The sequence below is a fragment of the Pseudomonas sp. UBA3149 genome, assembly GCF_002364655.1.
GTDB classification, from domain to species: Bacteria; Pseudomonadota; Gammaproteobacteria; order Pseudomonadales; family Pseudomonadaceae; genus Chryseomonas; species Chryseomonas luteola.
The window spans coordinates 1-21769 of sequence record NZ_DEYV01000041.1 but is presented as its reverse complement, the minus strand read 5'-3'; the positions used below and the strand labels follow the sequence as shown (position 1 = coordinate 21769).

Sequence of the window (21769 nt, the reverse complement as noted above, 5' to 3'; positions counted from 1 at the left end):
TCATCTCCGGCCGATTCTCATTATAGCGGCTATTGCCTCATTGCTCTTCCCGATCCTCTCCCACCGGATCGATGGCCTCTTCCAGGCGCAAATCGTCAAAATCAATCTTGAGCCCGGTTTCCATGACATCCAGCTCCGCCAGTAATGTCCGGAAACTGGTTTCCTCTGCCGGCTTGGCTGATGTTTCGGCAGGCTCCGGTGACATGACTGACACATCTTCTGCTGCCAGCGCGTGATCGTCGAGAACAGGTTCTGGCTCGAACTCCATCTCGCGAATAGCGGCCAGCGTTGGCAACTCATCCAGGCTTTTCAGGTTGAAATAATCCAGAAACGCTCTGGTAGTGGCAAACATGGCCGGGCGGCCCGGCACATCACGATAGCCAACCACGCGAATCCATTCGCGCTCAAGCAATGTCTTGACGATCTGGCTGTTGACTGCAACACCACGCACTTCTTCGATTTCACCACGGGTGATTGGCTGTCGGTAGGCAATCAGCGCCAAGGTTTCCAGAAGCGCTCGCGAATAACGTGGCGGACGCTCATCCCAAAGACGACCGACCCAGGTTGAATACCGCTCCTTGACCTGCAAGCGATAACCGCTGGCCACTTCCTTGAGCTCAAAACCACGCTTCTTGCACGAGCCGGCCAGCACAGCGAGTCCATCGCGTAACTGCTTGGGCTCGGGCCGCTCATAGTCATCGAAGAGTTCCGCGAGGCGTTCCAGCGTCAGCGGTTTACCCGCAGCCAGCAGTATTGCTTCGAGCAGAGGCGCGAGTTCTTTAGGGTCAGAAACATTCATGGCGCGCATCTTAAAGAGGTTGTTGCCAGAGCAGAAGCCACCCTGAAGAATTTCCGATGATCTTATCCAGATGTCCATATCTGTGGGGCACCTGTCATTGCAGACAGACACAGCGCGCAGCACACTTGATTGATCCGTCCTGAGTATGAACCATGAGTGCCGTCCGCGTTGTTGCCAGCCTTCTCTATCCAGACGTAATGAGCCTGGATGTAACCGGGCCGTTGCAGGTTTTTGCGTCTGCCAATGTTGAACGGCAGCGACAAGGGCTGCCTCCGGCTTATCAGATAAGTCTTCTGGCTGATCAGCCCGGCCCAATCATGACCTCATCTGGCATTCAGATCGTGGCGGATCAATCCTGGCGTGACATGCCTGCAGAGCAGCTCGATACCCTACTGATTCCTGGCGGTATTGGCGTCGAGCAGCAATGTCGACATACCGAATTGCTGGACTGGCTGCAACAGAGCCAGCCTCGCCTGCGTCGTCTGGGGTCCGTTTGCTCCGGCGCCCTGATCCTGGCTGAGGCTGGGCTGCTGAAGGGCCGACGCGCCACGACACACTGGGCTGACCTGGAAGCGTTGCAGCGTTACACCGCCATACAAGTTGAGGGAGACCGCCTGCATACCTACGATCCTGCCGGGCAGGACGGTTATGCCGATGTCTTTACTTCCGCCGGTGTTACGGCAGGCATTGACCTTGCGCTGGCCCTGGTTGAAGCGGATCTGGATCGACCTACAGCATTAAGCGTAGCGCGCAGACTCGTCATGTTTTTACGTCGTCCCGGTGGTCAGGCACAGTTCAGCGCCTGTCTTTCGCCGGAGCCCAGCCGAACTCCTCGTTTGGCCGCATTGTTGGACTGGATACCCGCGCATTTGGGGGAAGATCTTTCCATCGAGCGTCTGGCAGAGCAGGTCAACATGACGCCTCGCACCTTGTCGCGTGCATTTGGCAGGGAGTTGGGCATCACTCCGGGACGCTATGTAGAACAGGTTCGCCTGGAGACCGCCAGAGCACTTCTACATGATGCACAAGCCTCAATCAGCACCGTTGCTCGCCTCTGTGGCTTCGGCCACCCGGAAAGCCTTCGCCGGACGTTTCAGAAACATTTGTCAGTCAGCCCGCAGGCGTATAGCGCCCGATTCGGTGACCCCATACGAGGACTTGATCATGCTTGAGCTACGCCCTAACTGTGAATGCTGTGATCAAGACCTGCCACCTGACACAAGCGACGCATTCATTTGCTCTTTCGAGTGCACATTCTGCAAGACATGCGCCTTGAGTCACCTGCACGGCTGCTGCCCCAACTGTGGAGGTGAGCTGGTCAGAAGACCGATCAGACCGGCACAAAAGCTGGCGCACTTTCCTGCCAGCCTGAACAGAAAGATACAGCCCTGCCGATAACCATGCAGGCTTTCTGATGGACACGCTCTTAAGGTCCATACCTAGTGCATCAACGCTATCGCCGCCGCAAGCGGAGCGGATTTGAGCGGCAAGGTAGCGCAGAACGCAGCATTCAGGATTCGCCAGCGCTTGGTTGAATTTGCGGCTCGCACTATGGTGCCCGCGAAGAAAATGTTGCCTTCACTAACGGCTATGTAGCATATGGGAACAGCAGCCGGCCTTCGAAAAGTTGATCCGCAGGGGCTATATCGGTCAGATATCTCTCGAAATTCCTGCACTAACGGATATCTCCCTGATTTCCGCATCAAGCCGGTGGAAGATCGAGCCCGAGGGCAACCGTATCTCACTCCTACGCCGTAGGCGAGCCGCCCTTCATACGAGGCATTGCTGTCTGGTACAAATTAAAGGACGCCGTTGCCAGCCTAGCGGATTACCGGATTCACCCAAATGTTGATGCCCTCCCCACTCGAGTATGTACTGTAGGACGTGAAACTGACGAAACGCCTGGAGCAGGCCGAGGCCTGCACCACGGCAAACCCCGCCACTGAGCAGGTAAGTGCATGAAAGAAAAGACGGGCTGGTTAGCCGAGCTGGCCACTTTTGAATCCCAGGGCATTCCGTGCGTGTTGGTCACCGTTGTTGAAGAGAAAGGCTCAACGCCGCGTACTACAGGGACAAAAATGATAGTCACTGCCGATAGTTTACGGATGACGATTGGCAGCGGTCACCTCGAGTACAAGGCCATCGAGATTGCGCGGCAGATGCTCAAGGAAGGAATACGCGAGCCGCGCATCGAACGGTTTGCGCTGGGTGAACGTCAGGAACCATGCGGCAGAGAAGCCACAGAATTGCTGTTTGAGCCCATGGGCCAGCACACGGTGCACGTCGCCGTGTTTGGTAATGGACATGTGGCGCGTTCCCTAGTACCACTACTAGCCAGCCTGCCATGCGAGATACGCTGGATCGATTCACGTGTTCGGGAGTTTCCAGACACTCTTCCTAGGGGAGTTACCAAAATCGTCACGGACGAACCTCTGGATGAAGTAGACGCCATGCCAGGCGGCACCTACTTTATCGTCATGACGCATAATCATCCGTTAGACCTTGAGCTGACCGAGCGCATCCTGACCCGTAACGATTTTGGCTATTACGGACTGATAGGCTCTAAAACCAAGTGGGTGAAGTTTCAGCATCACCTTGCAACCAAAGGTTTTACAACCGAACAGATCAATCGCGTACGTTGCCCTCTGGGAATCCCGCAAATTAAAGGTAAACTTCCTGCGGAAATTGCGATCTCTGTAGCGGGAGAAGTTATCGCGACCTATAGCGCACAGGCTACGCTACAAGAAGCCTCTCCACTGCGTCTCGTTCAGCCGACACATAACCATTCCTAATAATGTCGCGCGGGTTTGAATTGTCGACCTTGCAGTGGTTGATCGTGCGCGACAGGTTGCATGCTTGACCTGTCTACCGTTAATACACTGGATGATTAAGAAGGGATATGACTACTCAAGCCTACCGTGCCGCTCTGCTCCACTGCGTTGCCGATCCGAATGACGTCGGCATCGAGGCTGCCTGTGAGTTCGTTGAAGACGGATTGCTGGTCGTAACTGATGGTCGCATCGAAGCAATGGGAAACGCAGCCACGCTGTTGCCCGTACTGCCCGAAGGAACCGAGGTCATTGAGCACCCGGATGCGCTGATTACACCAGGCTTTATCGACACGCACATCCATTACCCACAGACGGGAATCATTGCATCGTACGGTGAGCAACTACTGGACTGGTTGAACAATTACACGTTCCCGGCCGAGGGAGCGTTTGCTGACTCAGCCAAAGCGGCGGAAGTCGCCGATATTTTCCTCAAGGAGCTGTTACGTAACGGCACCACAACTGCTCTGGTGTTTGGCACTGTACACAAGCAGTCTGTAGAGGCATTCTTCGAAGCGGCTGAAAAGCTCAATTTGCGCATGATCGCCGGCAAGGTCCTGATGGATCGAAATGCTCCCGACTTTCTGGTAGATACGCCAGAGTCCGGCTATGCAGACAGCAAGGAGCTGATCGAGCGCTGGCATGGCAAAGGCCGCCTGCACTATGCCGTGACACCGCGCTTTGCACCAACGAGCACGCCAGAGCAGCTAACGCTTGCAGGCCAGTTGCTTGAGGAATACCCGGATATCTACCTGCACACGCACCTTTCCGAAAACCTCAAGGAGATCGAGTGGGTAAAGTCGCTTTTCCCCGAGCGCAGCGGTTATCTTGATGTTTACGATCATTATCAATTGCTAGGTAAACGATCGGTGTTTGCACACGGTGTACACCTTTGCGATGAAGAATGCTCCCGCTTGAGTGAGACTGGATCAGCCGTAGCCTTCTGCCCTACTTCGAATCTGTTCCTGGGTAGCGGCCTTTTCAAACTGTCACAACTTGAGCAGCATAAGGTGAACGTTGGCCTGGGCACGGACGTTGGAGCCGGCACAAGTTTCTCAATGCTGCAGACGGTCAACGAGGCGTACAAGGTTATGCAGTTGCAAGGCGAAAAACTGCACCCGTTCAAGGCCTTTTACCTTGCTACGCTAGGCGGAGCTCGTGCATTACGCCTGGAGGATAGGATTGGTACCTTCGCTCAAGGTAACGACGCAGACTTCGTGGTGCTCGACTACAACGCAACACCCCTGCTGAGTTACCGCCTGAAGCAGGCCAAGTCACTAGAAGAAAAGCTGTTTGCCCTGATGATGCTGGGTGATGATCGAGCCGTTAAAGAAACCTATGCCATGGGTGTGAAGGTTCATCGGCGCTAAGTCGCTAATAAAAAGGCCGGCTAGAAAGCCGGCCTTTTTATTAAGGGTAAACGGTTATTCACCTACGATCAGCAACGGGTTGAATCCGCTTCGATCAAATTGCCCTTCTTCTGCAAGCTTCATATCCAGCATCAGGCTAGCCAGATCATCCGCCATTGGTTCCGCTCCCAGATTGAACTCTTTGGTTACAATCTTGAGATAGCTGTTGCAGTCGCTACATGTTTCCGCCTGCGCAGCCACCGGCGCTTTGCCTTGCTCATCTTCGAGGCTCAGGTACTTCACCGTACGGCCTTCTCCACACACACTGCACTTGCTGCGCTCCAGATGCCACTCGGTCGAACACAGACCACAGTGCAGATAGCGTACGCCACTGCGGTCTCGATCAGCATGAATGATACTGGCGACAGGAGCGGACCCGCAGCATGGACAAATCGTTCGTGCATTACCGGACGGCCTTCTGGGTGGCGAAGATAGACACTGTGTAAGACGAACCCAGGCGATCTGCAATGCTGCCGAGATAAAAGGAAGCAAGGCACGATGCTCTACAGGGCCTGGACGGCCATCCAGAATATCGTCCGCCAGTGCTTCCCTTGTCTCATGGTCCAGATGACGCAGTGCAGTCAAAAGCTCACGCTGCTTATCGGCCACGTGGAGCTCAAGCGTATCAAGCAATGCGTTCAGCTCAGCCTGCCAATCAATGTCACGACGCAAAGCATTGATTCCAAGCGGCGGCATACCATGCTCCAGCGCCAGCGTGAAAGCGCTTGGATCAGGTAGCCAACTGGCTTCATGCTCGTTCAAGACAATGTCCTGCGCTTTGACGAGCTGCGACATGAACAGCAAGAACCCGCTGAGCGGCTCGACTTTCTCAGAAAGCTCCTTGAGCCTTCGTGCCCGCATGGCAAATACCTGCTTTTTAGGCAGTACAACGGGAGCCGGATCCATGATCCCCGTCGGCGAGGTCCCATATTGGTGAGTGGCAGTGGCTGTCACGGCGTCCCCTTCGTTGGCATATGATGCTCATTGACCGCACCCGAACGCGAGCCGGTTCTTTCCTTTTTTTTGCGCTCCTGCTCCACAATATCATCGTACCAGAGGCGATGATGATGCTTGGCCCAGGCACGGCTAACCCGTCCCTGCGTCATCGCTCGGAAGGAGCCTTTCACCCAGATCGCCGAGTAGACGTGAATGATCAGCGTGATGATCGCAACAAAGGCGACATAGGCGTGTACCAGACTGGAGAGTCGCAACCATTCACGAGGGAAATACTCTGCGAAATAAGGACGCCAGATAACGATACCTGAGATCAACAGCAACGGCACACTCATGACCATTAGCCAGTACACCAGCTTCTGGCCAGGATTGTTAATGCCAATGGGTGGCGCCAGCTCGTCCCGGTTACTGAGTACATCACCAATGTGCTTCATCCACTCGATATCATGACGCTTGAACAAGTTGACCTTGAAAAAGCGTATGGCCATGACCACGAAACAGAGTGCCATGATCACCCCGATAAAGGGGTGAACCATGCGCGTCACTGTCGGACCGCCAAACAGGGCGGTCAGGTCAAAAAAGAAGGGGTGAAAGAACGCCAGACCGCTGAGCACCAGACATACGAATGTAATCGCGATGACCCAATGGTTGAGACGGCTAAACGTGCTGTACCGCAGAATGCCTTTCTCGCTGCTTGAAGGGGTCATTTGCGATCCTCCTCTAGGGCCTCGTGACGAATCTCCTCATCCGGCGTGTCTTCCGGCTCCTCCTTGGGGCCCTTCATCACGTAGTGCGCAAAGCCTGCCAGGGCAGTCAAACCAATCATCGCGGACATGATGGGCTTGGTAATGCCCTTCCACAGCCCTACCAGCGGACTGATCTGCGGATCGCTCGGCAGATTACTATAGAGCTCTGGTTTGTCGGCATGCTGCAACACATACATGACATGGGTACCGCCCACACCCGGTGGATCGTACAAACCTGCATTGGCGTAACCACGATCATTGAGCTGGCCTACCCGCATCAACGCATGTTCGGTCATGTCTTCCTTGGTACCAAACATGATAGCGCCTGTTGGGCAGGTCTTAACGCAGGCAGGCTCCAGGCCGTGATAGACACGGTCCGAGCACAATGTGCATTTATAGGCCTTTTGATCCTTCTTGGAGATACGCGGAATGTTGAATGGACAGCCTGACACGCAATAACCGCAACCGATGCAGTGCTCGGAGTTGAAGTCCACGATACCGTTGGCGTATTGCACAATCGCCCCGGGTGCCGGACAGGCCTTCATGCAGCCAGGCTCTGCACAGTGCATGCAGTTGTCCTTGCGGATCAACCACTCCAGATTGCCCTGCTCGTTCACATACTCATTGAACCGCATGACCTGGAAGGTAGTGGGGCTAAGGTCTGCCGGATTATTGTAGCTACCATCGCAATGACCGATCTCATCACGCAGATCGTTCCACTCCGAACACGCTACCTGACAAGCCTTACACCCGATGCACCGGGAAACATCGATCAGCTTGGCGACCTTCTCCACCCCACCGTCACGTGTGTGCGGCGAGGCTTCGGTGGTAGCGGACCGGGCGACGATGTTTTGAAAGTTGACTTGATCGCCTCTCATGATTATCGCGTCCTCATACCTTCTCGACGTTCACCAGGAACGACTTGAACTCAGGCGTCTGCGTGTTGGCATCGCCCACCACCGGCGTCAGGGTATTGGTCAGGAAACCTTTCCTGGCCACGCCTTTGAAGCCCCAGTGAATAGGAATACCAATCTGGTGCACCGTGCGTCCTTCCACTTGAAGCTTATGGATACGCTTGGTAACCACCGCAATGGCACGGATGAAGCCACGCTTTGACGTGACCTTTACCGTATCACCAGCCTTGATACCGAGTTCATTGGCCAAGTCTTCCCCAATTTCCACAAACTTTTCTGGCTGTGCAATGGCATTGAGTCGCGCATGAGTGGTCCAGAAGTGGAAGTGCTCCGTAATCCGATACGTCGTAGCGGCATACGGAAAGTCCTTGCTGGTCCCCATTTGCTCCCGGTCGCCTTTGAACACACGTGCCGCCGGATTGTTTTTGGCTGCAGGGTTGTTCGGGTGCATCGGGTTGTAGTCGAGAGGAGACTCGAACGGCTCATAATGCTCAGGGAACGGCCCTTCCGCCATCATGCTACCGCCAAAGAAGTGCGCAACACCTTCCTGGTTGAGAATAAATGGGCTAGCACCGGCTTCTGGTGGCGACGTCCAAGGAAAGTCTGGAATATCTGGTCCAGCCCAACGCTCGCCGTTCCACCAGATGAGCCGCTTCTCGGGCGCCCAAGAGGTGCCATCAGGACGCGCGCTTGCACGGTTATACAAAATGCGTCGATTGAGAGGCCACGACCAGGCCCATCCCAATGTAATACCGACATTGTAAGGATCGGCATTATCGCGTCTATCCATCATATTGCCGGCACGAGTCCAGCAGCCAGAGTAAATCCAGCAGCCACAGGCTGTACGACCATCATCGGTCAGATAACCAAAGTCATCCAGCAGATCCCCCTTCTTGTGGGTGATGGTTTTGCCATCGGTACTGGGCAGATCCGCCAATGCGCGGCCGTTATATTCCTGGGCCAGATCTTCCGGGTTAGGCTCTTCAGGGTTGCTGTAGGGCCAGGTCAGATTCAGAATCGGATCAGGGAATGTTCCGCCTTCATCACGATACATCTGCTGCAGACGATGGAAAATACCGGCCATGATCGCAACGTCTGGACGCGCCTCGCCTGGTGGTGGTGCCGCGCGCCAATGCCACTGCAACCAACGACAGCTGTTGACGATGGAGCCGTTTTCTTCAGCGAAACAGGTCGTGGGCAGACGGAAAACTTCAGTCTGAATTTTTGACGAATCTACATCATTGTACTCGCCATGATTTTTCCAGAACTCGGTCGTCTCGATATCCAGAGGATCCATGACTACCAGGAACTTGAGCTTGGAGAGTGCTTCCACGTTCTTGTTCTTGTTCGGGAACGAAGCCAGGAAGTTGAAGCCTTGCGCCAGGTAGCCAGTTATCTCGCCATTGTGCATACGCTCAAGAGTATGCATAACGTCATACAACGGTTCTGTGAGCTTGGGCAGCCAGTCATAACACCAGTTGTTTTCTGCCGTGGCTGCATCGCCATACCATGACTTCATTAGGCTTACATGGAAGCGCTTGAAGTATTTCCAATAAGACACCTGCCCTGGACGTAACGGCTGCTTGGCACGCCGCTCGATATAACCGTCAAAATCCTGCTCTTCATGAGAAGGCAGACGGATATAGCCAGGAAGCTGGTTTGAGAGCAGACCCAAATCGGTCAGGCCCTGAATGTTAGAGTGCCCACGCAAGGCATTAACCCCACCACCCAGCATGCCGATGTTACCCAGGAGTAACTGCACCATACTGCCGGCACGAATCATCTGCGCGCCAACAGAATGCTGTGTCCAACCCAGCGCGTAGAGAATGGTCATGGTTTTGTCTTCGGCAGCCGTCTCGGCAATCATGTCCCAGACTTTCTGGACTTGATCACGTGGCATACCGCAGACGCTTTCAACCTTCTCGATGGTGTAGCGGCTGTAGTGCTTACGCATCAGCTGATAAACGCAGCGGGGATGCTGTAGGGTTGGGTCTTCCTTCACCATACCCTTTTCATCGAACTCGTAACTCCAGCTCGACTTGTCATAAGCACGGATATCGTCCTGCTTATAGCCGGAGAACAAGCCATCATGAAAGTCGAAATCCTCTTTTACGATGATTGCGACGTCGGTATAGGCCTTGACGTACTCATGGTTGATCTTGTCAGTGGTCAACAAATAGTTGATCAGACCACCCAACCACACGATGTCAGTGCCTGTCCGAATGGAGGCATGGTAATCCGCCACGGCGCCCGTACGGGTGAAGCGTGGATCGATTGAAATGAGTTTGGCGTTGTTCTTTTCCTTTGCCTCGATTACCCAGCGAAAGCCTACAGGATGCGCCTCAGCCGAGTTACCGCCCATGGAAAGGATCAAATTGGCATTGCGGATATCAGTCCAAGAATTCGTCATCGCACCGCGACCGTAAGTTGGGGCAAGACCTGCCACCGTCGGTCCGTGTCAAACGCGTGCTTGGTTATCCATTACAACAACACCAAGACTCCGTGCGATTTTCTGCGTAAGGTAAGCCGTCTCATTCGAGGTAGCAGACGCTGCGAGAAAGCCTGTTGTAGTCCAGTGGTTGACCAGATGACCATGCTGATCACGGGCCACAAAATTCTTGTCCCGGTCATCCTTCAAATGACGCGCAATGCGGTCCAACGCCTCATTCCAGCTGATGCGTTTCCATTCGTTGGAACCCGGTTCGCGAACGGAGGGATGAGAAAGGCGAGATTCACTCTTGACGAAGTCGAGTGCGCCAGCACCACGAGGACACAGGGAACCGCGACTGACCGGATGATCCGGATCGCCCTCAATATGGTAAATATCCTCAACGGTATTGATACTGTTATCGCCTCGGCTATAAATCAGCATGCCGCATCCTACGGAACAGTAGGTGCAAGTGTTTCGAGTTACCTTGGCTGCGGCAAGTTTGAAATAACGGATGGACGCCATGGCAGGTTCAGGCGCAAAGCCCAACATTGCCATACTCGACGTTGCCACCCCGGTCGCGCTTAATTTTAAGAAGTTTCTTCGCGATACACGGATCGACATGGGGGGTTACTCCAGGCACAACTTTCACGGATCAACCCTTCGGCCCCAAGATATTCGCAATTGTTCCCCAAAAAGTTCCAATACCTTACGAAAGGTTACAAAGGGTAAATATATAAATAGGCATGTCTTGGCTCTTTACTGTACGCGTTGCGCTGCTAAAAGGACTGTCTGCTGCCCGGTACACGTTGTGTTCCATTGCTGTTTACCTATGCCAACAATGCGCCAGATCGGTATCCACACAGTACAACGCCGGAGCGATATCGGCACTTGGAGAGCCGTGCGCAGTGTGCAGCACATGGGTTGTTAATCGCCCCATGACCAGCCTCTTGAAATGGCATTGAATCAGGCAATGCGTGATGAGCCAGAGCAAACTAGGAAGCCAGCCGTTTGTCCCGCTCAGACAAGCCTTTTCTGATCGTAGTCACGTCCGCGGGTGATACGCCTGGTCCTGACCCTATCAGGACCTTCCTTACCAACGAAGAGCAAGGCATCAATTATCACCAAGGAGTCTTGCATTACCCTATGCGAGCACTCTTGGATATCGAAGACTTTCCAATTGTTGACCAAAGCGGCACAGCCAACCGAAAGCCCGCGACTGGCACTGGCCGTCATCAGGTCCACATACCGCTTGGTTATACTGATAGCTTTAGCCAGTGATCGCGACATGCAAAAACTCAGATGGATGCTGTTTGGCTCAGGGCTAACATTGGTAGCGCTGGGCCTCTTCCTGTGGTTTGACAATGAGCAGATGTCTCCATTGATACAATCCACTCACACGCCCCCACCTGTCAAAAATCCAGGCAGCCTTTACGCTACGGTACAATCGCAACAGATGCCACTTACCGCTACAGGTGATTTCGCTCAGGTAGAAGGCATCATTCACGAACGCTGTACGGTCTGTCATTCCAGTCAACCCACCAGTCCCTTGTTTAGTGAGGCACCGGCTGCGGTTCTATTGGATACGCCTGATCAGATCCGGCAAATGGCCCCGCGAATCAAGCAGCAAGCCATAGATTCCAATGCCATGCCTTTAGGCAATGTCACGCAGATGACCCAGTCCGAGCGAGACCTCATAGGACGCTGGATTTCAACGCTTAATGGCGGCCGCTGAAGCTATCAGAAACTTTCCAGCCCTCGACGCAACTGCTTCTTGAGCAAACGGGCACTGTCCAGGCAAACAAGCAGTACGGCAATCCAGATCGGTCCGTATGTCCAGAGCTGGGAAGAGACAAATGCTTCGTCCAGCAGCAGGATCGCGACAAACACAAGCAGGGCCGGCTCGATGTAGCTTAGGATACCAAACAGCCCCATTGGCAACAGTCGGCTTGCAGCCATCATGGCGCCGAAGGCCACCGCGCTTAACAAGCCAAGCCCCGGTAGAAGGATCCACAAGCTCGGCGCCACCTGCAGAGCCGAGGCAGGACTAAAGAAATAGAGCAGCACGATAGCCAAAGGCGCCATGCACAGCATTTCTAGAATAAAGCCGGACAGCGCATCAATTTTCATCCAGCGCCGCAACATGAAATAAGGTGGATAACCCAGAGCCGACACCAGCGTAACCCAGGAAAACGCCCCAGTAGCCCACCACTCATGAATGACGCCGATCAAGGCGAAGACTACAGCGACCCGATATAACGGCCTCATCTCTTCGCCGTAAAACATGCGGCCGACTATGACCATCACCAGAGGCAACAGGAAATAGCCCAGTGTTATATCCAGGGTATGCCCTGTCATCGTTGCCCAGACAAATACCCCCCATTGCGACCCAACCAGTAAGGTGCTGCCTATTAGAGCCAAAATCAGCCGAGGCTCACGAAGCAATCGAGCAAGCGCCTGTCGCAGCATAGCGCCCTGTCGTGTCAGTACCAGAAGCAGCAATACCATGGGAATCGACCAGAGAATGCGTTGCGTCAGCACCTGAACACCGTCCAATGGCTCCAGATAATTGAAGTACACCGGCATCACAGCGAACAGTACAGAAGAAAGCACCGACAGCGCCATACCCCGGCCAGATAGAGTCATGCGAATGCCCTGCGTCCCAAACGATTAATCATCAAAGAGGCCACGATAACCCCACCACCCAATAGCAACCGAACAAGATCCACATCTCGATTCCAGATAAGGATATTCACGATTAGACCGGCAGGTACATGCAGTTCGTTCAAAATTGCCAGTGTTCCGCCGTTGACCCGGGTTGAGCCGATCGTCCACCAGTACATGCCCAGCGCCGTGGCAAACAGTCCCATCCAGATCAGTACGCCCCACTGTACGGCTGTTTGGGGCATACGCTCCAGGTTGCCAAACAATAGAAATGACGGCAGCGCGATCAGTAAGGCGCCTAGGAAAAAGTATCCAAAACGGTGATACAGCGGGATATCCGAGGGATGACACTGTACCAGGTACTTACACAATACCTGTCCTGCCGCGAAGGTCAGATTGGCCAGCTGCAACAACAGAAATCCTGACAGATACTCACCTTCGAGCCGCTCCAAGCGAATCACGACGGCCCCTAGAACCGCCACCACAGCGGCGACCAATGACCACGGATTGAAGCGGCGACACACCACATCATCCAAAAGCGTCACATAAATAGGCGTCAGTACGGTAAAAAGGAGTACTTCCGGTACCGTCAGAACTGCAAAGCTTCGGTATAGGCACAGGTATGTAATGCCGAATTGAAAGGCACCCGCCACCATCAAGCCTGCAATGAAGCGCGGCGCAACACCTCGCCACCGAGTAAACGGCAGAAACACAGCGGCGGCCAGCAATACTCTGATCAATACAGCAAAATCACTGTCGACCTTACCGGCCAGGTATTCCCCTATCAAGCTGAAGGAAAACGCCCAAAGTACAGTGACAGACAACAGATACGGCATAACGACCACTCAGCAAAAGGTGCGCGACAGTACCGCGCTTTTTAGCATCAGAAAAGTCTTCACCTCTTGATACTGAATCCACGAGACACCAGGAATAACCAATGCCCAGACGAAAAAAAGCCTCCCGAAGGAGGCTCAATCCAAAGGTAAACGCCTGAACTTAGAGTGCTTCGGCCAATTGAGCCTTCGCCAGTTCCAGTCCCTTGGCCATTGCTTCTGGCCCCATCGCAACGCCCTCCACATGGATAAACGTCACGTCAGTAATGCCAATGAAGCCCAGCACCTGCCGCAGGTAAGGCTCCTGATGATCAAAAGTATTTGCAGGGCTTCCGGTGTAAACACCACCACGCGCCGTCAGAATATATGCGCGCTTGCCTTCAAGAAGCCCTTGGGGCCCCTGCTCAGTGTACTTGAACGTCACACCTGCACGTAGTACATGATCCAGCCAAGCCTTCAGGGTACTAGGGATAGCAAAGTTATACATGGGTGCGGCCAGTACGAGAACATCGGCTGCCAACAGCTCTTGGGTCAGCTCGTTCGAACGTGCAAGAGCTGCTTTTTGTGCCTCGGAATGTGTCTCGGCTGGGCTCATCCAACCTGCCAGAAGGTTTTCATCCAGGTGAGGAATAACATCAACGGCAACATCCCGTACCGAGATTTTGTCTTCTGGATGTTTATGCTGCCACGCTTCGATGAACTCAGCGGTAATCTGACGAGAAATCGAACCTTCTTTACGAGCACTGCTTTCAATCACGAGAACCTGAGACATTATGCTGGCGTCCTTTGTAATGGGAGAATGAGCACAGCCTAATAACAATTAAGTTGATATAGAAACGGAATTTATAGCTAATACCAATCAACTTTATTGATATAACAGTGTCTTATCATGGCGTTTACGCTGCCCGATTCGCTAAGGAATAGGTATGAAGGCTCCTCGAGTTACGCTAGACCAATGGCGCACCTTACAGTCAGTGGTTGACCACGGCGGTTTTGCACAAGCTGCCGAGGTACTACATCGCTCTCAGTCATCCATCAGTTATACCGTCGCGCGCATGCAGGAGCAGCTAGGCGTTCCGCTGTTACGCATCGAGGGACGCAAGGCAGTACTAACAGAAGCCGGAAACGTCTTGCTAAGGCGCTCGCGCCAACTGGTTAAACAGGCCAGCCAGCTGGAAGAGCTTGCCCACCATATGGAGCAAGGCTGGGAAGCAGAGGTACGCCTGGTAGTCGATGCAGCCTACCCTACTTCCCGTTTGGTCAGCGCACTGACCGAATTCATGCCACAAAGCCGTGGATGCCGGGTTCGCCTGAGGGAAGAGGTACTGTCTGGTGTAGAGGAAGCCTTACTTGAAGGCATGGCCGATCTTGCTATCAGCGGTCTGAATATTGCGGCTCACCTAGGCGCAGGCTTGGGTACAGTCGAATTCGTCGCAGTCGCCCATCCAGATCATCATCTGCATCGACTGCAGCGTGAGCTGACGTTTCAGGACCTTGAGGCTCAGATGCAGATTGTCATACGAGATTCCGGTCGCACCCAACCACGAGACGCTGGCTGGCTGGGCGCGGAACAGCGCTGGACCGTTGGGAGCCTTGCTACAGCCGCCACCTTTGTCCGCAATGGGCTGGGGTTCGCCTGGCTACCTCGTCATTCTATCGAGCGCGAAATCAATGAAGGTACGCTAAAACCTCTTTCGCTGAGCCAAGGAGGTAACCGCTTCCATCCTTTTTATATGTATCAGAGTCGAGAGCGCCCGCTCGGTCCTGCCTCTCAGATACTGGTTGAATTGATCAAGAAACAAGGTACAGGGCATGGCTAGTCTTGATAAGTGCCATGCAAACCGCGCTACGCTCATACATAACCAACCCTAACCCCAAAAGGAGCGCTTATGCTCAAAGCTTTCTTTACTGCCGCCACGCTTGTGCTGGCTTCTTCTGCCTGGGCTGCCGAAAATCCTCATGTCGTGCTGACCACCAACCAGGGCGAAATTGAACTGGAACTGGATGCACAAAAAGCGCCTGTCAGCGTACAGAATTTTCTTTCTTACGTAGATTCAGGTTTTTACAAAGGCACCATCTTCCATCGCGTCATTCTAGGCTTCATGATCCAGGGCGGCGGATTTACCCAGGACATGCAGCAAAAAGACACACAAGCCCCTATTCGCAATGAAGCGGACAATGGGCTTAAAAACACACGCGGTACCGTATCCATGGCACGCACCGCAGCGGTCAATTCGGCAACCAGCCAGTTTTTCATCAACGTCTCAGACAATGCCTTTCTTGATCATGGCCAGCGGGATTTTGGTTATGCCGTCTTCGCAAAAGTTACTCGCGGCATGGACGTAGTAGATAAGATCGCCGGTGTCTCGACTGTTAGCAAAGGCATGTTCCAGAACGTTCCACGCGAACCGATTTTGATCCTCGCGGCCAAAAGATCATAAGCCTGCTTCCGATTAAAGTGTGACTGCTTATTCTGCTGACAGGCAGTCACACGCCTCTGAGGATCAGGCTTAAGACAGCGCGGCTTCCTGCCGCATACACTGAACGGCAACGAGAGCGCATATGGTTTTTCGCCTGTTTGAAACTATTATTGATCCCTTCAAGCCTGCCTCCGACGAAACACCTCCCAGCAACGTGATGCGGTTCTACATCCACTACCTTAAACAGGCCTGGCCTGCTTTTCTCTTTCTATTGGTAGTGGGCCTGGTAGGTTCCCTTATCGAGGTCGCACTCTTCAGCTTCCTGGGTCGAATCGTCGACTTGGCACAGAGTTCTGTTAACAGCACGGTTTTCTTTCGGGAGCATGGCCATGAACTAATCTGGATGGCAGTAGTTACACTCTTGTTGCGTCCACTTTTTATCAGCCTGCATGACCTGCTGGTCCATCAAACCATTACTCCTAGCCTGACTACACTGATTCGTTGGCAAAATCATCGCTATGTCTTGAAGCAGAGCCTCAGCTTCTTCCATAACGATTTTGCAGGTCGTATTGCCAACCGTATTATGCAAACCGGAGCATCGCTACGGGACTCCGCTGTCCAGGCAGTGGATGCCATCTGGCATGTACTTATCTATGCCGGCAGCGCCCTGGTTCTTTTTGCCCAGGCTGACGTCTGGCTTATGGTTCCCCTGATTATTTGGATCATCGCGTACATCCTTACCCTCTGGTACTTCGTACCCAAGACCAAGGAGCGATCCGTCATCTCGTCCGAAGCACGCTCAAAACTGTCCGGACGGATTGTTGATGGCTACACAAACATCATGACGCTCAAACTCTTTGCTCATACTCGGCAAGAGGAAGACTACGCTCATGAAGCCATGGCAGAACAAACAGAAAAAGCTCGCTATGCGTCACGTCTGATTACCGCTATGGGTGTCACTATTTCCCTGTTGAACGGCTTCCTGATCGCCGGAACGACGGGACTTGCCCTGTGGCTTTGGCATAAAGGTCTTATCTCAATCGGAGCGATCGCTCTTTCTACAGGACTTGTCATCCGTATCAACAATATGTCCGGCTGGATCATGTGGGTAGTCAATGGCATCTTCGAAAACATTGGTATGGTTCAGGATGGCCTGGAAACTATTTCCCGCCCCCGCACCGTCATTGATCAAAGCAGTGCCAAACCACTTGAGATTGAGCGAGGCGGAATCCGCTTTCAAGAGATTGCCTTTCACTATGGCAAAACCCGTGGCGTTATCGAAAACCTTAATCTGGACGTAAAGCCCGGAGAGAAAATAGGCCTTGTCGGACCCTCTGGCGCAGGGAAATCCACGCTAGTTAACGTCCTGCTTCGCCTGTATGACTTGGAAAAAGGGCAAATCTTGATTGATGGCCAGGATATTGCTCACGTCACTCAGGAAAGCCTTCGCAGCAACATAGGCGTCGTAACTCAAGACACATCACTACTGCATCGCTCGATTCGCGAGAACCTGACGTATGGCCGACCCAATGCAACAGACGAAGAAATTCAAGCAGCCGTACATAAGGCTAGAGCAGATGAATTCATTCCATTACTGACTGATGCGCAAGGACGAACCGGGCTCGATGCGCAAGTAGGCGAGCGTGGGGTCAAGTTGTCCGGCGGGCAACGCCAGCGTATTGCGATTGCACGCACCCTACTCAAGGACGCGCCTATTCTTCTGCTGGATGAGGCAACATCAGCACTGGACTCAGAGGTCGAGGCTGCCATTCAGGAAAGTCTCGAAACGCTTATGAAAGGCAAGACTGTGATAGCCATCGCTCACCGTCTCTCTACCATCGCACGTATGGACCGACTTGTTGTGATGGATAAAGGCCAGATCGTTGAAACTGGCTCCCATGAAGAATTGATTGCTCAAGGAGGGTTATATGCCCGTCTATGGCATCATCAGACGGGCGGATTCGTAGGAGAAAGCTGAGGCTATTTCAAAAGAGCTGTTTGGCAATATTGGTCAAGCAGCTTTTTTTGGTTTTCAATATCCAAGCCAGGATAGAAACCCTGAATCTTCTGAAAACCACCAAACCACCATTGCTTTTCAGTCACGCACTCATAAACAGGGCATTGCTCGCTACGGGCGGCACAGTCCTGGTAGTACGTAAGCATTTGGCTTTTGTCAGCGCTGCCTTGAAAACTTCCCTTGCGGTCCCTCAAGGAAAAGAAGTCAATAAAGGCTGGACCGCTGTAATGTCTGACCTGCACTTCAAGCGCGGATGGGTAAAAAATCACCAGCAATACGTTAAAAAGCAGCCACATAATCAGCGCTGTAACGGGTACAGGCAGTCGTGCGCGATAACGCCCTCCCGCCTTTATGAAAGCAGCAGTGACTGCAGTTGTAAGTGCCAAGGCGAACAATAACGATGTCAGGCCATTGACAACATATCCATGTGTACCCGCCTCCAGTCCATTGGGTAGCGACATTGAGTCATAACCAATATGTATCAGCTCCCATCCGAGCTGATTACCAAGTACAGCGAGCATTACCAGCACTGCAGCAATTCCAATAAGCACCCAAAAAGTGAGCTTGGTTGGCGATTCCGTTGATACGTTCTTTGCCACGGGACCCCTCATACATGATTAAAGCCGCGAGCCTGCCTTGCTTGCTATCACAGCGCAACGACTTTCAGCGAGTACCAAATGCCCATAATTGTTAATCATAAAAAAATGCTTGATTAGAAACCGCTTTTGCTTCAACCAAGAGCATCTTCACAGGTTGCTTCTCCCTCTATTCACGCCTCTACAGCCCGCTCGTATTCGTCTAACATGAATCATGTGATCTTCAGGTACACCTTACCGATAAGCGCAGTCAGTCGGCGAAGTGGGATATAAAACATGAGAAGTCGAAAAAATTATGACGAAACTGTTAAACTCCGCGCCCATCAGAACCGCATGTCGCGGTAGTTCGAGCTGATCACGTGGAAATTTTTAAAGAATTCACCTTCGAAGCAGCCCATTTCCTACCTAATGTTCCAGAAGGACATAAGTGTGGGCGCCTACATGGGCACTCCTTCAAAGTAGCCATCTATCTTGAAGGGCCGGTTGATCCCCACACAGGCTGGCTACGGGATTTTGCTGATATCAAAGCGATCTTCAAGCCTATCTATGAGAGACTCGATCACTACTATCTGAACGATATTCAGGGTTTAGAGAACCCGACCAGTGAAAATCTGGCAATCTGGATTTGGCGTGAACTGAAACCACAGTTACCCGAACTCTCTCGGGTCCGTGTTCACGAGACCTGCACAAGCGGCTGCGAATACCGCGGCGACTGAATATTACCCATTTATTACACAAAGGGTCAGTTGTCTGGCTGCTTTCTGACATAATTGCTGCCTTTCAACTGTCGATGAAACGATATGTTCGATCTCTTCAGCGGGCTAGATGTCTGGGTAGGCATTAGTCTGGTTCTTGCCTTGGCTTTCGTGCTGACATTTGAATTCATTAACGGTTTTCATGACACCGCAAATGCTGTCGCAACCGTCATTTACACCAAGGCAATGCCACCTCATTTAGCGGTTATGTTCTCAGGTATATTCAATTTCCTGGGCGTTCTGTTTGGTGGTGTTGGTGTTGCCTATGCCATTGTTCACCTCTTGCCAGTCGATTTACTCATTAATGTGAACACAGGTCATGGCCTCGCGATGGTCTTTTCGCTTTTGGCTGCTGCCATTACCTGGAACCTAGGCACTTGGTATTTCGGTATACCAGCTTCTAGCTCTCACACTCTGATTGGCTCAATTTTGGGTGTTGGCCTTACTAACTCCCTTATCACAGGTATCCCCTTAAGCGAGGGCGTTAACTGGCAGAAGGTAATTGATATCGGCCTTTCGCTTATTGCCTCTCCAATAGCGGGTTTTGTACTGGCAGGCGCTATTCTTATAGGTCTAAAGCGCTGGCGCCCCCGTTCCAAAATGCATAAGACACCTGAGCAACGCCGCGAAATAGACTCAAAAAAGCATCCACCTTTCTGGAACCGTTTGATGCTAGTCATCTCGGCCATGGGTATGAGCTTCGTGCACGGCTCCAATGACGGCCAAAAAGGGATTGGCCTCATCATGCTGGTACTCATAGGCATCGTGCCAGGTAAGTTCGTCTTGGATCTGACTAGCACCACCTATCAGATTGAACGCACCCGTGATGCGGCTATTCACTTGGGTCAGTTCTACGAGCGTCAATCGAGTGTTCTGAAGGAGTACTTGGATTACACAACTGGCAATCGGGATCTTCCTGAAGAGTTCAGCTGTGAAACCAGGCTTACAATTCCTACACTTAATGCGTTGTTAAGCAATCTGAATGGTGTGACCGACTATCGCGCCATGACCGTGGATCAGCGGACCCAAGTACGCCGCTATTTGCTTTGCCTGGACGATTCCGCAAAGAAAATTAGCAAGCTTCCCGTTCTGGAAGGCCGCGATGTTGAAGATCTGAACAGGCTGCGTAAAGACCTTACCAGCACAACAGAATATGCTCCCTACTGGGTGATCATCGCAGTAGCATTGGCTCTAGGGATCGGAACCATGGTCGGTTGGAAGCGAGTGGTACTGACAGTAGGTGAAAAGATAGGCCGGCAAGGAATGACGTATGCACAAGGTGTCAGCGCGCAGTTTACTGCCGTAATCGCCATCGGCGCCGCGAACATTTATAGTCTGCCCGTATCCACTACACACGTTCTATCTTCTGGTGTAGCAGGCACAATGATCGCCAACCGCAGCGGTCTGCAGGGCGGTACGGTACGTAATATCCTATTAGCTTGGGTACTAACTCTACCCGCCTCGATGCTGCTTTCAGCTGCCCTTTTCTGGTTGTCCAACCAGTTTATTGGGTAAGATCCTAGCCTGGTAGCTAACTAGCTATGATTGCTAGTTAGCTACTCGCCCCAGACGACTACTCGTCGAATTCCTGTAGAAGCTCTAAACATCTCTTGCTTTAGCGAGTCTGTATAGGTATAGCCCCTTAAGGGATATCAATACGCTTGAGCAGTATGGTGATGCCATGAGCCCAGCAGTCTATATAGTATTATTGATTATCGGATGGCTCGCATTAGCCGGTACGATGTTATGGGCAATGCTTAGAATAAGCCGATCTCCACGGCATCATAGACATTCGCACTCTGAAACAGACAAGCCGGTTACAGTAAAGCCCACTGGCTCGGAACCTCCGCAGCATCTTTTAAACCTATCTCATAAGGCTCGCTCCTTCCACGCCTGAGTAGCTAATAAAAAACCGATCTATGAAAGGTCGGTTTTTTATTTGTCTTTTGCTATATCGAACTGACCAACAAGGGCACTACTTCCGTATTGCTCTCGAACTCTCGTTCAATCATCTTTTTCAAAGTCGATAACGAATCCTGAGATGCTGGCTTTTCAAAAAGTTTTACGTGAGAAGTGATAAGGCCATTTAGCCAAGCGGCTAATTGCTCAGCAATTGTCTCCTTAGCATCACCTTTGACTTGAAAGGCAAAGCCAGGAACTTCCCCAATAACAAAACCAGAACCAATAGCAGCAAACATAAATCCACCTCACTCAATGCTTGTATCTAGTTGAGTGAGCAAGCGAGAGGGAGTTCGTGACTGTTTATCGGGAAAGAGCTTTTTCCTAAAAAGAAGAGGCCTAGCCTCAGTAAGCAGACAGGCGGAAGCAAATAAGCAGCTCTTGTAGGCCACGCAGGAAAGGAAAGCCCATCGCCTTTATTTCTGCCGCAAAAGCAAAACCCCCGGG

Annotated in this window: 20 protein-coding genes and 1 pseudogene; 11 read left to right on the top strand and 10 right to left on the bottom strand. The window is 52.4% G+C overall.

Features of this window, described 5'->3' with window-relative positions; all coding sequences use genetic code 11:
• Positions 1 to 37: 37 nt before the first annotated feature.
• Entirely contained in the window at positions 38 to 799 is a 762-nt protein-coding gene (gene scpB, locus B3729_RS22535; protein ID WP_122044780.1) for an SMC-Scp complex subunit ScpB, read from the bottom strand.
• Positions 800 to 951: 152 nt separating this feature from the next.
• Here scpB and B3729_RS22530 point away from each other — a divergent pair, with 152 nt between their 5' ends.
• From B3729_RS22530 to guaD, 4 genes are all read left to right on the top strand, one after another.
• A complete protein-coding gene (locus B3729_RS22530; RefSeq protein WP_286789057.1) occupies positions 952 to 1971 on the top strand; it encodes a GlxA family transcriptional regulator in 1020 nt (339 codons plus the stop codon).
• Entirely contained in the window at positions 1964 to 2197 is a 234-nt protein-coding gene (locus B3729_RS22525; RefSeq protein ID WP_150347318.1) for a DUF1272 domain-containing protein, read from the top strand. Before B3729_RS22530 ends, B3729_RS22525 begins: the two co-directional genes overlap by 8 nt.
• A 560-nt stretch (positions 2198 to 2757) precedes the next feature.
• The gene (xdhC, locus tag B3729_RS22520; RefSeq protein ID WP_286789056.1) at positions 2758 to 3591 is read left to right on the top strand and encodes a xanthine dehydrogenase accessory protein XdhC; all 834 of its coding nucleotides are present in this window, start codon (positions 2758 to 2760) and stop codon (positions 3589 to 3591) included.
• 107 nt (positions 3592 to 3698) lie between these two features.
• Positions 3699 to 4997 carry a guanine deaminase gene (guaD, locus tag B3729_RS22515; protein WP_286789055.1) on the top strand — a complete coding sequence of 433 codons (1299 nt, stop codon included), beginning with the start codon at positions 3699 to 3701 and terminating at the stop codon, positions 4995 to 4997.
• 54 nt (positions 4998 to 5051) lie between these two features.
• On the opposite strand, the gene fdhE is transcribed toward guaD, so the two are convergent.
• From fdhE to fdnG, 4 genes are read right to left on the bottom strand one after another with little or no spacing between them, the layout of a single operon-like run.
• Positions 5052 to 5942, bottom strand: a complete 891-nt coding sequence (fdhE, locus tag B3729_RS22510; protein WP_286789066.1) for a formate dehydrogenase accessory protein FdhE — start codon at positions 5940 to 5942, stop codon at positions 5052 to 5054.
• 44 nt (positions 5943 to 5986) lie between these two features.
• The gene (locus B3729_RS22505; RefSeq protein ID WP_286789054.1) at positions 5987 to 6697 is read right to left on the bottom strand and encodes a formate dehydrogenase subunit gamma; all 711 of its coding nucleotides are present in this window, start codon (positions 6695 to 6697) and stop codon (positions 5987 to 5989) included.
• On the bottom strand, positions 6694 to 7614 hold the full coding sequence (gene fdxH / locus B3729_RS22500; RefSeq protein ID WP_010798462.1) for a formate dehydrogenase subunit beta: 921 nt from the start codon (positions 7612 to 7614) through the stop codon (positions 6694 to 6696). Before fdxH ends, B3729_RS22505 begins: the two co-directional genes overlap by 4 nt.
• Before the next feature lie 13 nt (positions 7615 to 7627).
• The gene (gene fdnG, locus B3729_RS22495) at positions 7628 to 10696 is read right to left on the bottom strand and encodes a formate dehydrogenase-N subunit alpha (protein WP_286789065.1); all 3069 of its coding nucleotides are present in this window, start codon (positions 10694 to 10696) and stop codon (positions 7628 to 7630) included.
• 393 nt (positions 10697 to 11089) lie between these two features.
• Between fdnG and B3729_RS24910 the strand changes: the two genes are divergently transcribed.
• A complete protein-coding gene (locus tag B3729_RS24910) occupies positions 11090 to 11359 on the top strand; it encodes an ureidoglycolate lyase (protein WP_409438657.1) in 270 nt (89 codons plus the stop codon).
• 187 nt (positions 11360 to 11546) lie between these two features.
• Positions 11547 to 11813, top strand: a pseudogene (locus tag B3729_RS22490) (hypothetical protein); the annotation flags it as partial.
• A 5-nt stretch (positions 11814 to 11818) separates the two neighbouring features.
• On the opposite strand, the gene rarD reads toward B3729_RS22490, so the two are convergent.
• The 3 genes from rarD to B3729_RS22475 all read right to left on the bottom strand — a co-directional run bounded on the left by rarD (position 11819) and on the right by B3729_RS22475 (position 14347).
• The gene (gene rarD, locus B3729_RS22485) at positions 11819 to 12724 is read right to left on the bottom strand and encodes an EamA family transporter RarD (RefSeq protein WP_286789053.1); all 906 of its coding nucleotides are present in this window, start codon (positions 12722 to 12724) and stop codon (positions 11819 to 11821) included.
• Entirely contained in the window at positions 12721 to 13578 is an 858-nt protein-coding gene (locus tag B3729_RS22480) for a carboxylate/amino acid/amine transporter (protein ID WP_286789052.1), read from the bottom strand. The genes rarD and B3729_RS22480 overlap by 4 nt, the downstream gene beginning before the upstream one ends.
• 160 nt (positions 13579 to 13738) lie before the next feature.
• The gene (locus B3729_RS22475; protein WP_074826758.1) at positions 13739 to 14347 is read right to left on the bottom strand and encodes an FMN-dependent NADH-azoreductase; all 609 of its coding nucleotides are present in this window, start codon (positions 14345 to 14347) and stop codon (positions 13739 to 13741) included.
• A 154-nt stretch (positions 14348 to 14501) separates the two neighbouring features.
• On the opposite strand from B3729_RS22475, the gene B3729_RS22470 reads away from it, so the two are divergent.
• The 3 genes from B3729_RS22470 to B3729_RS22460 all read left to right on the top strand — a co-directional run bounded on the left by B3729_RS22470 (position 14502) and on the right by B3729_RS22460 (position 17973).
• Positions 14502 to 15395: a LysR family transcriptional regulator gene (locus tag B3729_RS22470; RefSeq protein WP_286789051.1), complete on the top strand. Its 894-nt coding sequence runs from the start codon at positions 14502 to 14504 to the stop codon at positions 15393 to 15395.
• Between the two features lie 69 nt (positions 15396 to 15464).
• Positions 15465 to 16016 (top strand): peptidylprolyl isomerase, encoded by a 552-nt coding sequence (locus tag B3729_RS22465; protein WP_286789050.1) that lies wholly within the window; start codon positions 15465 to 15467, stop codon positions 16014 to 16016.
• A 121-nt stretch (positions 16017 to 16137) separates the two neighbouring features.
• On the top strand, positions 16138 to 17973 hold the full coding sequence (locus B3729_RS22460; protein WP_286789049.1) for an ABC transporter ATP-binding protein: 1836 nt from the start codon (positions 16138 to 16140) through the stop codon (positions 17971 to 17973).
• Positions 17974 to 17975: 2 nt separating this feature from the next.
• Here B3729_RS22460 and B3729_RS22455 read toward each other — a convergent pair whose 3' ends face one another.
• The gene (locus B3729_RS22455; protein WP_074826766.1) at positions 17976 to 18611 is read right to left on the bottom strand and encodes a hypothetical protein; all 636 of its coding nucleotides are present in this window, start codon (positions 18609 to 18611) and stop codon (positions 17976 to 17978) included.
• A 356-nt stretch (positions 18612 to 18967) separates the two neighbouring features.
• On the opposite strand from B3729_RS22455, the gene queD reads away from it, so the two are divergent.
• Both queD and B3729_RS22445 read left to right on the top strand, forming a co-directional pair.
• Positions 18968 to 19324: a 6-carboxytetrahydropterin synthase QueD gene (gene queD, locus B3729_RS22450; RefSeq protein WP_010798473.1), complete on the top strand. Its 357-nt coding sequence runs from the start codon at positions 18968 to 18970 to the stop codon at positions 19322 to 19324.
• Between the two features lie 84 nt (positions 19325 to 19408).
• Entirely contained in the window at positions 19409 to 20878 is a 1470-nt protein-coding gene (locus B3729_RS22445; protein WP_010798474.1) for an inorganic phosphate transporter, read from the top strand.
• A gap of 434 nt (positions 20879 to 21312) precedes the next feature.
• Here B3729_RS22445 and B3729_RS22435 read toward each other — a convergent pair whose 3' ends face one another.
• On the bottom strand, positions 21313 to 21561 hold the full coding sequence (locus B3729_RS22435) for a hypothetical protein (protein ID WP_286789047.1): 249 nt from the start codon (positions 21559 to 21561) through the stop codon (positions 21313 to 21315).
• Between the last annotated feature and the right edge of the window lie 208 nt (positions 21562 to 21769).

Coding starts and splice junctions, on each gene's coding strand:
- B3729_RS22460 (WP_286789049.1), top strand. CDS start 16,138: ATGGTTTTTCGCCTGTTTGAAACTATTATTGATCCCTTCAAGCCTGCC.
- B3729_RS22445 (WP_010798474.1), top strand. CDS start 19,409: ATGTTCGATCTCTTCAGCGGGCTAGATGTCTGGGTAGGCATTAGTCTG.
- xdhC (WP_286789056.1), top strand. CDS start 2,758: ATGAAAGAAAAGACGGGCTGGTTAGCCGAGCTGGCCACTTTTGAATCC.
- B3729_RS22475 (WP_074826758.1), bottom strand. CDS start 14,347: ATGTCTCAGGTTCTCGTGATTGAAAGCAGTGCTCGTAAAGAAGGTTCG.
- B3729_RS22505 (WP_286789054.1), bottom strand. CDS start 6,697: ATGACCCCTTCAAGCAGCGAGAAAGGCATTCTGCGGTACAGCACGTTT.
- guaD (WP_286789055.1), top strand. CDS start 3,699: ATGACTACTCAAGCCTACCGTGCCGCTCTGCTCCACTGCGTTGCCGAT.
- B3729_RS22435 (WP_286789047.1), bottom strand. CDS start 21,561: ATGTTTGCTGCTATTGGTTCTGGTTTTGTTATTGGGGAAGTTCCTGGC.
- B3729_RS22480 (WP_286789052.1), bottom strand. CDS start 13,578: ATGCCGTATCTGTTGTCTGTCACTGTACTTTGGGCGTTTTCCTTCAGC.
- fdhE (WP_286789066.1), bottom strand. CDS start 5,942: ATGGATCCGGCTCCCGTTGTACTGCCTAAAAAGCAGGTATTTGCCATG.
- scpB (WP_122044780.1), bottom strand. CDS start 799: ATGAATGTTTCTGACCCTAAAGAACTCGCGCCTCTGCTCGAAGCAATA.
- rarD (WP_286789053.1), bottom strand. CDS start 12,724: ATGACTCTATCTGGCCGGGGTATGGCGCTGTCGGTGCTTTCTTCTGTA.
- B3729_RS22530 (WP_286789057.1), top strand. CDS start 952: ATGAGTGCCGTCCGCGTTGTTGCCAGCCTTCTCTATCCAGACGTAATG.
- B3729_RS22525 (WP_150347318.1), top strand. CDS start 1,964: ATGCTTGAGCTACGCCCTAACTGTGAATGCTGTGATCAAGACCTGCCA.
- fdxH (WP_010798462.1), bottom strand. CDS start 7,614: ATGAGAGGCGATCAAGTCAACTTTCAAAACATCGTCGCCCGGTCCGCT.
- B3729_RS22470 (WP_286789051.1), top strand. CDS start 14,502: ATGAAGGCTCCTCGAGTTACGCTAGACCAATGGCGCACCTTACAGTCA.
- B3729_RS22465 (WP_286789050.1), top strand. CDS start 15,465: ATGCTCAAAGCTTTCTTTACTGCCGCCACGCTTGTGCTGGCTTCTTCT.